The 14221-nt window shown below is 34.4% G+C and carries 13 protein-coding genes; 4 read left to right on the top strand and 9 right to left on the bottom strand.

All coding sequences use genetic code 11. The features are described 5' to 3' along the window. Window positions 1-226: 226 nt before the first annotated feature. From QZ659_RS15495 to recO, 9 genes are all read right to left on the bottom strand, one after another. Window positions 227-1540 carry an ammonium transporter gene (locus tag QZ659_RS15495; protein ID WP_291727085.1) on the bottom strand — a complete coding sequence of 438 codons (1314 nt, stop codon included), beginning with the start codon at window positions 1538-1540 and terminating at the stop codon, window positions 227-229. Window positions 1541-1780: 240 nt separating this feature from the next. Continuing rightward, window positions 1781-2680, bottom strand: a complete 900-nt coding sequence (locus QZ659_RS15490; protein ID WP_291727084.1) for a hypothetical protein — start codon at window positions 2678-2680, stop codon at window positions 1781-1783. Between the two features lie 97 nt (window positions 2681-2777). Further along, window positions 2778-3188 carry a methylmalonyl-CoA epimerase gene (mce, locus tag QZ659_RS15485; protein WP_291727082.1) on the bottom strand — a complete coding sequence of 137 codons (411 nt, stop codon included), beginning with the start codon at window positions 3186-3188 and terminating at the stop codon, window positions 2778-2780. A gap of 109 nt (window positions 3189-3297) precedes the next feature. Beyond that, window positions 3298-4362 carry an aminopeptidase gene (locus tag QZ659_RS15480; RefSeq protein ID WP_291727080.1) on the bottom strand — a complete coding sequence of 355 codons (1065 nt, stop codon included), beginning with the start codon at window positions 4360-4362 and terminating at the stop codon, window positions 3298-3300. A gap of 126 nt (window positions 4363-4488) precedes the next feature. Beyond that, the gene (panB, locus tag QZ659_RS15475) at window positions 4489-5310 is read right to left on the bottom strand and encodes a 3-methyl-2-oxobutanoate hydroxymethyltransferase (RefSeq protein WP_291727078.1); all 822 of its coding nucleotides are present in this window, start codon (window positions 5308-5310) and stop codon (window positions 4489-4491) included. Between the two features lie 96 nt (window positions 5311-5406). Next, window positions 5407-6432, bottom strand: a complete 1026-nt coding sequence (gene thiL / locus QZ659_RS15470) for a thiamine-phosphate kinase (RefSeq protein ID WP_291727077.1) — start codon at window positions 6430-6432, stop codon at window positions 5407-5409. Between the two features lie 248 nt (window positions 6433-6680). Then, complete coding sequence (locus QZ659_RS15465; protein ID WP_291727075.1) at window positions 6681-8093, bottom strand: hypothetical protein; 1413 nt, start codon at window positions 8091-8093, stop codon at window positions 6681-6683. Window positions 8094-8153: 60 nt separating this feature from the next. Then, window positions 8154-9170, bottom strand: coding sequence for a hypothetical protein (locus tag QZ659_RS15460; RefSeq protein WP_291727073.1), 1017 nt, complete (start codon window positions 9168-9170; stop codon window positions 8154-8156). 172 nt (window positions 9171-9342) lie between these two features. Continuing rightward, entirely contained in the window at window positions 9343-10035 is a 693-nt protein-coding gene (recO, locus tag QZ659_RS15455) for a DNA repair protein RecO (protein WP_291727070.1), read from the bottom strand. 244 nt (window positions 10036-10279) lie between these two features. Here recO and QZ659_RS15450 point away from each other — a divergent pair, with 244 nt between their 5' ends. The 4 genes from QZ659_RS15450 to serS all read left to right on the top strand — a co-directional run bounded on the left by QZ659_RS15450 (window position 10280) and on the right by serS (window position 14178). Next, window positions 10280-11446 carry a 7TM diverse intracellular signaling domain-containing protein gene (locus QZ659_RS15450; protein ID WP_291727069.1) on the top strand — a complete coding sequence of 389 codons (1167 nt, stop codon included), beginning with the start codon at window positions 10280-10282 and terminating at the stop codon, window positions 11444-11446. A gap of 12 nt (window positions 11447-11458) precedes the next feature. Next, window positions 11459-12313, top strand: coding sequence for an ADP-ribosylglycohydrolase family protein (locus tag QZ659_RS15445; RefSeq protein WP_291727067.1), 855 nt, complete (start codon window positions 11459-11461; stop codon window positions 12311-12313). Further along, window positions 12294-12767 (top strand): hypothetical protein, encoded by a 474-nt coding sequence (locus QZ659_RS15440; RefSeq protein ID WP_291727064.1) that lies wholly within the window; start codon window positions 12294-12296, stop codon window positions 12765-12767. Before QZ659_RS15445 ends, QZ659_RS15440 begins: the two co-directional genes overlap by 20 nt. Window positions 12768-12903: 136 nt before the next feature. Continuing rightward, complete coding sequence (gene serS, locus QZ659_RS15435) at window positions 12904-14178, top strand: serine--tRNA ligase (protein ID WP_291727062.1); 1275 nt, start codon at window positions 12904-12906, stop codon at window positions 14176-14178. The last annotated feature ends 43 nt before the right edge of the window (window positions 14179-14221 follow it).

The raw sequence follows: 14221 nt of genomic DNA, 5'->3' as shown, positions 1-14221 counted from the left end.
CAAGACTATTTAGAACAAGTCGTCTTTGCATAAATCTTTCATGCGTTTACCCTATGAGAAAAATAAAAAACATTGATTTTCATTTTAAGGCAAAAAAATAGCTTGAAAGTCTGATTTTCAAGCTATTAATTTTTTTAAAAATATTTTTCCTTATTGTCCTCTGTAATGAAAAGTCATGTCTTTTGCCTAACAAAATTGGATGTTGTTTTATGCCAAAATACTAACTCTATTGAATATTAAACCCTCGTTCTCCATGATAGGCTTCGTCTAAACCAGTAGCTTCCATCGTTTCATCTACTCTAGCTCCTTTTGTAACAAATGAACTTACAAAATAAACGACTGTTGTGGCAATCGCAGAATAGGCAATAACCATCAAAACAGCTAAAAGCTGAACACCAATTTGCTGCATATTTCCATACAAAGCACCTATCGAACCTGTATTGATAGAAGGATTGGCAAAAATACCTGTCGCAATAGAACCCCAAATTCCTACTAAACCGTGGATTCCAAAAGCATCTAATGTATCGTCATAGTTAAGTAAATGTTTTAATTTTACAACACCATAATAACCAATAATACCAGAAATTAATCCAATCATAAGTGCGCCCCCAACATTTACATAACCACAAGCAGGCGTAATGCCTACCAAACCAGAAACAGCTCCAGAGGCAACTCCCAAAAGACTAGGTTTTTTCTTATTGAATGCTTCTATGGCTATCCAAGAAAGTCCTCCAATACTTGCTGCTACGTTTGTAACCAAAAGGGCATTGGCTGCTGTTCCGTTAGCACTCAAAGCACTACCTGCATTAAATCCAAACCAACCAAACCATAAAAGAGCCGAACCCACAACAGTTAGTGTAAGAGAAATCGGCATTTCAGTTGCTTTTCCGAAATCTTTTCGTTTTCCTAATAAAAGAGCCAAAACAAGCCCTGCGACACCAGCATTTATATGAATGACTGTTCCTCCTGCAAAGTCTAACTCTCCACTATTGCTAAGAAAACCTCCTCCCCATACCCAGTGTGTGATAGGACTGTACACTAACAAAACCCATAAAAAAGAAAATACTAACCAAAATGAGAATTTTACTCTTTCTACTACCGAACCACTCACGATAGCAACGGCAATGGCTGCAAATGTACCTTGAAAGACGACAAATAATAATTTGGGAATAGAAGTATCTGCTGCAATTTCTTCGATGCCAACATTTCCTAAAAACAAATTATTCAAAGACCCTATAAACGCATTTCCCTCACTAAAAGCAAGAGAATAACCCACAACTACCCAAGCTACAGAAGCTACACAGAAGGAAACATAACTCATTCCGACAGTATTGAGGGTATTTTTGCTGTGAGACAAGCCTCCATAAAATAGAGCCAAGCCAGCAGGAGTCATAAGCATTACAAGAGCTGTTGCAATCAATACCCAAGCTGTGTCTCCTGTATTGAGTGTTGAACCTTTTTCAATATCTTGGGCAGAGGCAAACAGTGGAAGTAAAACAAGCAAAACCGAAAAGCTCACTTTTTTGATAATCGAAGTCATTTCTTAGTTTTTTTGAAAATTATAAAGTTAAATTGATAGGGTGTGTTTTTTTATCTGATTTTCAATTAAAAAATGATTTTTATGAAAATAAGGTGTGTTTTTTAGGTCTGTTTGTTAATTATTACTGTAAATTGTGTTTTTTTGGTGTAAAAAACAAGTGTTAATTGATTTTTATTCAAAAAAATAAGCACACCTGATTTTGCTTGTGTGCTTGTTTGTAGTTCTGTAAAAAAAAGACGACTAATTGCCTACCTTGATGTAAAAAGTAATTGTTCCAAAGCTTGGTCCTGTGATAGGGGTGGAAACGGTGCGTTCAAATTTTGTTTTTAAGATGGCTGCTTTATAAGCAGAATATGTTGAGATACCAATCGTACTACTTTTACTTTTGAGAGATGCTTGTGTTACATTACCATCTTTATCTATAGTAATACTGAAAGCAATCGTTCCTTGTTCGTTCAGAACATCATTAGGTTTTGGCTTTGTTATCCATCTCCAACCTGAAATTTCTACTTCTGCACCTCCTTCAACACCTACTTTGCCTTTATCTGCTGGGTCATCTGAATTTCCTTGCTTGTCTTTTGTTTGCTTTTCTCCTTTTTCATTAGAGTTAGTAGTGTTGTTGCTTTCTGAATTTTTATTAGTAGTAGTTTCTGGTTTAGAAGATTCTTTCTCTTGTTTTGTTTCTTCTACTATTTTTTTCTCTTCTTTGGGTTTTTGTTCCTCTTTTTTTGTAGGAGTATCTACTTTTTTTTCTGTTTTTTTATTTTCCTTTGTTTCTGTAACACTTACTTTATTATCATTTTTGGTCGTTTCAATATTAGGCTCTTGCGTTTCAACCTTTGGCGTAACCACTTCCTTCACTTCTTCTATAGTTTCTGTTATGACTTCTTCAGTCTCTACTTCACTATCATTTTCAGTAATAGAAGGCTTAAACTCACTTTCGTTGGGTGCAGGGATTTCAGTTACAGTTGTTACATTTCCAAAACTTATCATCGTTATGCCAGCAGGTTCGGGAGCTGGAATAGGACGTTCCCAAATGGGGAAAAATAGAAAAATTCCAAAAAAGATATGAATAATAACTGCTATAATAGCAGCTATTACACGCTCATTGGCAGAAAGTACAGAATCGGAATTTAACATGTGTGGAAGATGAAAAATTGTTTTAGGATAGTTTTGTATAAAACTTTTAAGAAAAAGTCTATATTAATTTTACAATTGCCGAACTGCAAAATTTGTTCTACTTCGTTCTTTCTTGACAAAGCTCTACCAAAACGCCGTTGGTTGATTTTGGATGTAGAAAACAAATTAGCTTATTGTCTGCTCCTGTTTTGGGTTCGTCGCTCAAAAGTGTAAAGCCTTCTTCTTTCAGCCTTTCCATTTCCTCATAAATATTATCTACTTCATAGGCGATATGGTGGATTCCTTCTCCTTTTTTTTCTATAAATTTTGAAATCGCACTTTCTTCTGTGGTGGCTTCCAAAAGCTCAATTTTGGTTTCTCCCAACTGAAAAAATGAAGTACTTACTCCTTCTCTTTCTACTTTTTCTACTTTGTAGTGTGCTTTGCCAAATAATTTTTCAAAAAGTTCATTAGATTTTTCTAAACTTTTGATGGCGATGCCGATATGTTCTACTCTTAAAAATGCCATTTTTTTTTAATGATGAATGGTTAGTGATAAATGATTAATTTTCTGTTAAAGGGTTTGAGCTACTGTTTTTTTCTAATTTTAAAATCTACTTTCATAAATTCTTTGTTGGTTATAAAGACGGATATTTTTCAGAAAAATAGGTTAAAAATGCTTTTAAATCGCTGTCAAATTGTTCTTTGAAAATAGTTTTTAGTATATCCTGACTAGCATTATATCTTCTCACACTCATAAAATTGGTGTTATTAAGTTCTCGCTCTTGAAAACGCTTTGCCCAGTTGGGATTAGAAAATGAAACTGTATCGATTTTTGATTTGATTAGGTTAAAATGATTTTGTTTTGCCTCTTCCTTTCTCATAGGTGGAAAACTATTATCAGAAGCGTTTTGATAAAGTTTATCCAAAGAGTTAGCAGCCGAAAGCATAAAGTTTTTATATTTCTGGTAGTCTTGTAGAGAAAAAATATAATCCTTTAGCTCCTCTGAATCTTTACCATATTTTTTTTCTAAAAATAGTTTTGCACCCTCTTCTCCTACAAAATTAGCTAAGTTTTCATTAAATTCTACGCTGTCCTTTACGTAAAGTGTAGCGTGAGTAAGTTCGTGCAAGATAAGTTCTACCAAATCGCCTTCCTCTCTATCCAAGTTGTTGGAAAGCAAAACATCTTCAAACCAACCAAGTGTCGACCAAGCCGAAACTGAACGAATATTTGTATCAAACAAAATGCCGTTTTCTCCTTCATTTTTCAATCTATCTCTTTCTTTTTTTGCTTTCTCTAAATCAAAATATCCTTTATAGGAGAATTTTCCCACTATTGGAAACTTCCATTGATAGGCTTCTAATTTGTAAGGGTAAGCAGCCGAAACATTCCATAAAATATCTTTGCCTTTTTGGTCGTAAATTTTGGTGTAGTTTTGAGAAAATTTCATTCCCAATTTTTCCATTCCAAACTGCCGAGCTTCTTCAATAATTTTAATTTTTGCCTTTAAAGAATCTGGGAAGGTGGTATCTTTTTTTAGTTCTTCAAAACTGCGAGCCTTATTGATTACTTCTAACTGTCCACCAAGTTGTAAAAGTCCATACGCAATAAGTTCACGCTGCCAAATTGCTAAAATGGCAAGTAAAAGAAAGAAAATTCCTGTGATTTTTAGGAGTTTTTTACGATTTAATCGTTTCATTTTTCTAACGTATCTTAAAATTGCTTTTACACAGTAATATAAATGTACAAAAAAAGTCTGACCAATAATATGAGTATCTTATCAGTCAGACGCTTAATTTATAGTATTTCAATCAGTTTTCAAAGCCTAGTAACTCTCATCTTTCGAAGGAAAATCTTTACTTTTTACATCTTTAATGTACTCTTCCACAGCTTTTTGCATAATGTCGTTCAAATCAGCATAACGGCGCAAGAAACGAGGATTAAATTCTTTTGTGATGCCTAGAAGGTCGTGAGAAACCAAAACTTGTCCGTCCACTCCTGCACCTGCACCAATACCAATAACTGGAATATCAATGGCTTTAGCTACTTTTTCGGCTAGTTTTGAAGGAATTTTCTCTAAAACGATGGCAAAACAACCACATTCTTGCAAGATTTTGGCATCTTCTATAAGTTTTGCTGCTTCTGTTTCTTCTTTTGCACGAACAGTATAAGTTCCAAATTTGTAAATAGATTGTGGTGTAAGTCCTAAGTGTCCCATCACTGGAACGCCAGCTGAAAGAACACGAATAATAGATTCTTTGATTTCTTCTCCACCTTCCATTTTGACAGCGTGTGCGCCAGATTCTTTCATAATACGCACTGCCGAATCAAGAGCTTGACGAGAGTTTCCTTGATATGAGCCAAAAGGAATATCAACCACCACTAAAGCACGCCCAACACCACGAACGACACTAGAAGCGTGGTAAATCATTTGGTCAAGCGTAATAGGAAGTGTAGTTTCGTGTCCTGCCATCACATTGGAAGCCGAATCGCCTACTAAAAGAACATCAATATTGGCCGCATCAAAAATTTGAGCCATTGAGAAATCATAAGCAGTAAGCATAGAGATTTTTTCACCTCTATTTTTCATTTCTTGTAGTGAGTGTGTAGTGATACGCTTTGCAGAAGAAGAATTAGCAACAGACATAAGTATTTAATTTTAGAATTGAGAATTAAGAGTTTAGATTTTTGGATTGAAGATGTAGGTCAAACGGCTTGCCTTTGACAGAATATAATCATTGATTTAAAAATGATTCCAGCCTTGCGCTTTTATATCCATCAACTGCTCCGAGTTCATAGCTACTTGTACTCCTTTTTCAGCTTCTTGAATATAGCCAATGAGATGAATATCAGTAATTTGTTCTAATTTTTGTAGGTCATCTTGTTTTACAGTAAAGAGAAGTTCATAGTCTTCGCCACCGTTTAAAGCACAAGTCAGAGGACTAAGTTTTAGTTCTTCTGCTGCTGTTACAGCTGTTTCTTCAAAAATAGGAATATTCTTTTCATAAACTCTTGCTCCTACTTTTGACTGACGACAAATATGATGAATTTCAGATGCCAATCCATCAGAAATATCCATCATAGAAGTTGGAATAATTCCTTTTTCTGCTAGTTCATAAATAACATCCATACGAGCTTTTGGCTTGAGTTGTCTTCCCACTACGTGTTCTACGTTATCTAATTTGGGTTGAGCTTCTGGAGCATCTATAAAAACTCGTTTTTCTCTTTCTAAAATCTGTAAACCGACAAAAGCTGCTCCCAAATCGCCTGTAACACACAAAACATCTCCTTTTTGAGCTGTATTGCGATAAACAATATTTTCTGGTTTGGCTTGTCCTAGTGCTGTAATGGAAATAATCAATCCTTTTGGAGAACTTGTTGTATCGCCACCTATCAAATCAATTCCGTAATCTTCACAAGCATACTTTACACCTTCATAAAACTCATCTACTGCCTCTACTGAAAAGCGATTACTCAGTCCAAGACTTACTGTAATCTGATGAGGAATAGCATTCATTGCAGCAATATCTGATATATTTACTGAAACGGCTTTATAGCCCAAATGCTTCAAAGGAGTATAAGACAAATCAAAGTGAATTCCTTCAATGAGCATATCTGTCGAAACGACAAGTTGTTTGTCTTTTTCTACTTCAATGACAGCAGCATCATCATTAATTCCTTTTTTAGATGTATTTTTTTGCAATGGAAAATTGGAAGCAATGCGTTCGATGAGTCCGAATTCGCCAAGTGTATTTATTTCTGTACGCAATTTTATTAAATTGTTTATTTATTGTTATTGGTGGAGAGACCAAAAATGACTAGACTAAATTTTGTTTGTTTTTGATAAAACTAGAGTACAAAAGTAGGTAATAATACCGAACAATAGAAAATAGAAAAATAAATTTCTGATTGGAAACGTTACAAAAACTGTGTATATCTCTAATTTTGCCCTCTATCTATTTAAAGTCAAACAAAGAAATAGGAAGTTGTTGTATGTATCTATTTTTACTAACCCATTTAATGTTTATACCTTCTTTCTCCTAAAACATACAAATCAGAGATAGATATTTCTCCATTTGAGTCAGTAGATTTAACTAAACGAATCTCTATGACTTTAAAGAAAGTATCGTATTCGAAAGCAAGTGATTTGCTATACATTCCAAGATAAGAAAAACTATATCTTGTAGGGCTTTGCAGAACTTCATAAACGTCATTACTTTCTAAAAAATAATCTGATTTTGGCAAAGGAAGTAATCGCTGATGAATGTATAGTGTATCATTTTTGAGTAATTTATTGGGTTCTTTGATTTGTGCATTATTAGCTTTCATATACATTGAAGCTACCTTTCCACTCTCATCAAAGGCTTCTTTGGAAGAATAGTCTCCATTCAGAAAAACGACACCTCTAGGAAGAATATAGCGTCTTCGCCCTACTGAAGATATTTCAAAACACTTTTTTGTAAAAATCTTTATCCAGTCTCCTTCCTTACCTTTCCAAACAGTGTTTGGGTCGCCATCTATTAAATAGTTTGCATTGGGAGCAGAAGAAACAACTGAATCTATCCCAGCTAAACCATAATGACTTTTCCAATACCAAGCTACAAAACGTCTTGTGTTGTCGTAGTTTACGCTGATATAGGAGCGTTTTTTTAAGTCAAAATTTGATTGCTCAAAACTATATATTCCGTTTTTTTCTTCTTTGAGATTTTCTAATCCTTCTATTTCATATTCGCAGTTATAATTTTTGAGTTCGGATAGGTCAAGTTTTAGAGAAAAATCTTTTACTATTCCATCTGACCAGCTACTTGATGGAAATAAATCATACACAAAATAGCGTTTAGTGGTAGAAGGAACAAATCCCATGTCGCCTCCAGCTCCTCCTACTTTTCTATTTCGAACAGCGTATTTTATAGTTAGTTCTTGTGTGCTATCCTTCTCAAAATCTAATTGTAGGGCATACCACAATCTATCAACAGGAACATCTTTTAGTGTTTCTTCTCTGTACGGACTTACCCCACTATAAACATTTGAAGTATATAATTTTTCGTTCTTCCAAAATATAATTTCCTTTTTTTCTCCACTCAGATAAGGTTCAAAATATTTGACATATTTTTTAAAGTCGTAATAGGGTACTACTTCAAAAGGAACTCCATAATCGTCTCCTCTCGCATACAAATCAACAGGAAAACCATAATGCACTTGCTGTGATTCTCCATTATTTTTCAAGAAATAATGTACCTCAATAAAAGTGGTGTCATTTACGATTTTGATAGATAAATCTTCTTTTAGAAGCTCAATATCAGCATTTTGTAGAAGGCGAATATTTCCAGTTTTTTTGAACCTACTAACATCAATAGGTCCTCCATTGGCTAGTAGAAGATTGGAAATAACTGAGAACAGAAACGTTAGAATAATTCGTAATAAAGACATACATTTGTTTTTTTATTTGCTTGTTTATCTCTCATTCTAAAGGATGAACTACAATTTTCATTAAAAAAGCATTTCCAAACTAGCTTGCAAAATACTTCCCATGTTTCTTGCCTTCAAAAACCTGTCATCTTTATAAAAACTTGCTAGTTCTTCCCTAAGACTAACCACATTGCTTTTTGGTGCAATAGGTTCTTTTCGCATAGCTTTTAGTAAATCTTTCACAGAACGCAAGGAGGCCTTTACACGCTGCGCCATAAGCGAACGCTCTTCTTTTTGATATTGCTGAACCGTCTCTGGAGTCATCATATCAATTCCTAACTTGATAATCGGATTGTTTTCTTTAAAATATTGTGGCATATAAACCACTCTACGCCCTTCAAAAGATTGCTGGTCAAAGTCTATGGCACGAATACGATAATGCACCTCCTCAAAATCTGGTGTAATATCAATTACAAAATTATTGGAGTGCATATCACCAAGCAAGCGAACAAAACAACGTTCGTTAAACTTTACAAACTCTTTTGCCAAACGGATTTTGTTGAGTTCTGGGGCATTCAAGTGATCATTAATAAATTGATAGCCTGGTATTCCTGCAATATGTTCTTCAATTAGAGTTTGTTCGTGAACGAGGTAATTGATTCTATTAGGCGAAATCATATCTTCTAATTCTAGTCCATAGACACGAGATGCATCTGCTTGTTTGATATAAAAATAATCAAAATTATCATTGATTTGATTTACAATTCTGACACGAAACGGCTGTGTATTGCCATACGAACACAAATCTACTCTATCAATATACAGATGTTCCATAACAGAAAGGTCGCCATCAGCTTTGAGCATAGCGTATATTTTCTTCAAACCGTCATAAATTTCTCTCATGTCTTCGGCAGCGTAAAAAACGGTTAGCCAAAGTGTATCGTCTCCTCTCTTATCGTACAGGTTTATAGAACTGTTATAGCGTTTGAGGTCGGAGTAGGAGACTGGAATATCAATTTCTTTTTTGTATTCTATCAAAAATTTACGCAGTGGCTCACTGACAGGATAGATTATTTTTTTCTTTTTTATAAGGGTCATAAAGTCAATTACGAATTAAAAATTACGAAATGGATATTCAACGAAGTTAATTACGAAGTAATCAGCGAAACTAATTGAAAACCCAGTAAAACTAATTGTTGGACTAGAATGGACAAACAAAATCCAAATGAAATTAACTGATAACTGTATTACTGGTTACTGCTAACTGAAACTATTCTTCTTCAAAAATTTCTTTCAAAACAGTTAGTGAACGAATATATCCAAAATCTTCTAAATGGTTTCTGTAAAAAGCTAAAATCCAATACAAAAACATTCGGCGCATTTTTCCATTCATAGGTAAATAATCGCTGTATTCTAATTTCATAAGTGCATTTACATAATCTGTAGTCATTTTATTGACTTCAAACTGTGGCATTTCTAACTCAAAAAAATCCTCTGCCGATTCAATACCAAATCCTAAAAAGGGAATAAGTTTTAATAAAAACTGAATATGAAAATTTTCGTATTCTTCTTCCACATCATCTAAGAAAATAACGCTTTCTTTTAGAAAAATAAATAATTCTTCACTTTGTCCTTCTTCTTGCAGGGCTTTTCTAAGAATTTCTGTCAGAAAAAGAGCAATACTAGATTTTTTTGGTTCAAAGGGCAGACTTTTAAACGGGTGTTCGATAGAAGCATCCGAAATGCGTAATAATCCTTTTCCTTCTTTGTAGTAAATAACCATATCTAAGATGGTAAGAGGCTGGTAAAGAGCCATTTTTTTTGGACTCGTTTTACTTTTTTTTCGCACTCCATTGATGACATAGGAATTGAGACCGAATTTTTTAGTAAATATTCGGCAAATAATGGAAGTTTCACTATACCTTGTAAAGCATAAAACAATACCTTGAGTTTTTTCTAACATAAAGTAAGATGATAAAGCTGTTTTTTTTATTTTGAAGTATATTCTTTGATAAGAATTTGTAAGATACGTTTTGTTTTGTGAGAAAAAAACACGTTTTTAGTAAGTCTAATGTTTTTGTATGTTGTGCAGACAAATCATTTTGATAGAAAAAAATCCTACACACAAATAATCCCTTTCCCTCCCCGTGCAAAAGTCTGAAAATAAATTTTTGCTGTTTGTTTTGCTGCTGTTTTTCCTGTTTTTTATGGGAGATTCAAGTGTTTTATTTGCACAGCAAAATGAAGTGTTTTATTTTTCAGATAGAGGAGAGCAAGTTGAGTTAGAGCTTCTAAAAAATGTGAGTGTTGCCAATATTTATGAAGTAGAGAAGCAGAAGAACGAAAATTTTGTTCCTATCAAATCTTCTTATTTGAATTTAGGATATGAGCAACAAGAAAAATGGATAAGAATAAAAATTCCTCCGTATGTAGAGCATAAAACTTTTTATTTAGAGCTTGAATATCCGTTACTAGACAGTGTTTCACTTTTTTATAAAGATACAACATCAAATATTTGGCAGGTCAAACATAGTGGCGATGCTCTGCCTTTTCATCAAAGAGATATCAATTATCACAATCTTATTTTTAAAGTTCCTGTTACAAAAGATAGTGTTTCTTATTACTTTCGTATCAAGACAAAGGGAAGTTTGCAAGTTTCTGTAAAACTTTGGAACGAGAGCAGTCTGTTTGAAGAAATATTGAGCGAACAACTTATTTTTGGTGGTCTGTTTGGTGTTTTTATGGTCTTGGCAGCATATGGCTTTTTGATAGGAGGACTTTTGAAAATGCGTGCTTACCTTTATTATGCGATGCTTGTCTTGTCGTCTGCTTTGTTTTTGTCTGTGATGAATGGCTATGCGTTTCAATATTTGTGGGCAACTGCCCCCGAGTGGGGAAACGAAGCTCTGCCTTTTAGTGTGGGTGTTTTTACCGTTTCGGCACTCAATTTTACCCAGCTTTTTTTACTTACCAAAAAACACGCTCCAGTTATACAAAAACTGATGCAGCTTTCTTCTCTTATCGCAGGGATTATAGCAAGTATAGTTTTTATTGGTTATTATAATCTTCTTACTCAAATTGTAGTAGCAAATGCCGTTTTTGGTGCTGTTTTGATACTTTATACTGCTGTTATTACTCGTGCTAGAGGATATGCGTTTTCTCGTTTTGTGGTTTCGGGTTCGTATCTGTTTGCTATCGGAATTTTGCTTGCTGTTTTGAAATCTTTCGGAATAGTAGATACTACTTTTATTACAAGACACGGAATAGAACTAGGAACTGTTTTTTATTTACTTTTATGTGCTGTTTCCCTAAACGACCGTTACACGGTTCAGAAAATTGTTAAAAAAGAGGAGGGAGAAGAAGAAAATCAATAAATTTTATTAGAAATGCTATTAGAAGGAGCTATCGGAGATGCCTATGGAGCTGGTTTTGAATTTGCAGAAATAGAAAAAATTAAAGCCAAAAATAACATAACTGCTTACGAAATACATCCATTATTTGAAGAAATCAAAGGAAAATATACCGATGATACACAAATGTCTTTAGCCGTTGCAGAACTTCTGATAGAAGGAAAAGAATGGACAGCTTTATCTATTGCAAACAAGTTTGTTGAGGTTTTTAAAAGAGACCCAAGAAGAGGGTATGCAAAACGTTTTTATCAATTTCTCTATGAAATCAAAGACGGACAAGAACTCTTAGACAACATTCATCCAAAAAGTGAACGCAATGGTGCTGCTATGAGAGCCTATCCCATCGGAATTTTGAAAAATGAGAAAGAAATTTTATCTAAAACTGAATTACAAGCTAGTGTAACCCATCAGACTGAAAAAGCTATTCTAGCAGCCCAAACGATTGCTCTTACGAGCCATTTCTTTATTTACGATAAAGGTAAAATATCTGAATTGCTAATTTATCTGTCTGATATATTAGATTATGAATGGAAGGCAAATTGGCAGGGAGAAGTACGTGTAGAAGCCATAGAAACTGTAGAAGCTGTTTTAACGATTCTCACAAAAGAAAGTAATCTGAAGTCAATGCTCAAAAAAAGTGTTGATTTTGGTGGGGATGTAGATACAGTTGCTTCTCTTGCGTTGGCGATAGGCAAGATGAACAAAAACGTAGAAAATAATTTGCCTAGCTTTTTATATGATGAGTTGGAAAATGGTAATTTTGGGAGAGATTATATCAAGAAAATAGATAAAGAACTTTATCAATTAAAAGATGCTAGAAAAAATATTTAACAACTGGCGAAATCAGAAATGGATGTTTATATCCTTACTTTTAACTTCAATTGGAATTTACTTTTTTGGAATTTTTGACCCTAACCAAGTGGTTTTATCAGTAGCATCAGAAAATACGCCTCCAACAAGGTTTGATGTGGAGTTTGGAGCTTTTAAGGTAAATCAAAAGATGCATCCTTCTTTCAAAACTATTAATTACAACGATTGTTGTGTAGATGCAGCCAACGAGGTCGATTTTTATGAAGGTGGAGAGTTTGCTTATAATGATGTCTATGTTGTTACTTTCGATAGTGTAATGTTAAAACGTCAAGATTATTCTTTCTATCCTAAAATTAGGGTGGGCGAGCATAAAGTTATTCATGTGTTCCTTGTAAGGCTTTATTTCATAATTCTTTTTATTGCTGTTAGTGGGACAATCTATGTGGTTTCAGACTTTTTCATCAAGGAAAGTTAAATTCTAAAGAGGTTCAATTATACATACAACTTGATTTTTAACTGAATTTATCGGACTTTTGTCTGTATTTTATTTATTAAAAAAATTCTAAACCGATTTACTGGTAACTGATTACTGGTAACTGATTACTGACTAGATGTTACAAATTGCTCATATACAGGCAAATAAGGAAGAAGTAATTGCTGCACTTCAAAAACGCCACTTTTCTAAAGCTACAGAATTAGTGGAAAAAGCCATTTCGATAGATAATGAAAGAAGAACTACACAGTCTTCACTCAATGATTTGCAAGCAGAAGCAAATACAGTAGCAAAGTCTATTGGTGCATTGATGCAACAGGGCAAAAAAGAAGAAGCAAATCAGGCTAAGGAAAAGGCAGCCCAAAGCAAACAAGCCGTAAAGGATTTAGAAGAGAAATTAAAAGACTTAGAAAACGATTTAAGAAATTGTTTGTATGAAATTCCAAATACGCCTTATATAGATGTAGTGGCAGGAAAATCAGCAGACGACAACGAAGTTATTGAAGAATGGGGTACTGCTCCATCGCTTTCAGACGATGCACTTCCTCACTGGGAACTTATCAAAAAATATGATATTATAGATTTTGAGCTAGGTGTAAAAGTAACAGGAGCAGGTTTTCCAGTGTATAAGGGAAAAGGCGCAAGGTTGCAGCGTGCTTTAATCAATTATTTTTTAGATAAGGCGATGGATGCTGGTTATAGCGAAGTTCAGCCACCTATTTTGATAAATGAAGCATCTGGCTATGGAACGGGACAGCTTCCAGACAAGGAAGGACAAATGTATGAAGCTACGGCAGATAGTCTTTTCCTTATTCCAACAGCAGAAGTTCCGATTACTAACCTTTATAGAGACGAGATTGTAAAAGAAGCTGATTTTCCTATCAAAATGACAGGACATACGCCTTGTTTCCGTCGTGAGGCAGGTTCTTGGGGAGCAGATGTACGTGGCTTGAATCGTTTGCATCAGTTTGACAAGGTAGAACTTGTTGTGATAGAACACCCAGAAAAGTCGTATCAGCGTTTGGAAGATATGCTCTCTCACGTAAAAGGACTTTTGGAAGAACTTGAGTTGCCATACCGTGTGTTGCGTCTTTGTGGTGGTGATATGGGCTTTACTTCTGCGATGACGTATGACTTGGAAGTTTATTCGGCTGCACAAGGTCGTTGGTTAGAAGTGAGTTCGGTAAGTAATTTTGAAACTTATCAGTCTAATCGTTTGCAGCTTCGTTATCAAGATGAAAATAAGAAAAAACATTTGGCGCATACGCTCAACGGAAGTGCTTTAGCCTTGCCACGCATCGTAGCTGCCATTTTAGAAAATAATCAAACCGAAGATGGAATTACAATTCCAAAGGTATTACAAGACTATTGTAGGTTTGAGAAGATTGATTAGTTTTATTTTATGGGACAAGGCACACCTTGTCCTTCATTATTTC

It is taken from the genome of Bernardetia sp. (assembly GCF_020630935.1).
Lineage (GTDB): Bacteria > Bacteroidota > Bacteroidia > Cytophagales > Bernardetiaceae > Bernardetia.
Note: the sequence above shows the minus strand (reverse complement) of the source record. Positions and strands in the feature narration are given on the sequence as shown.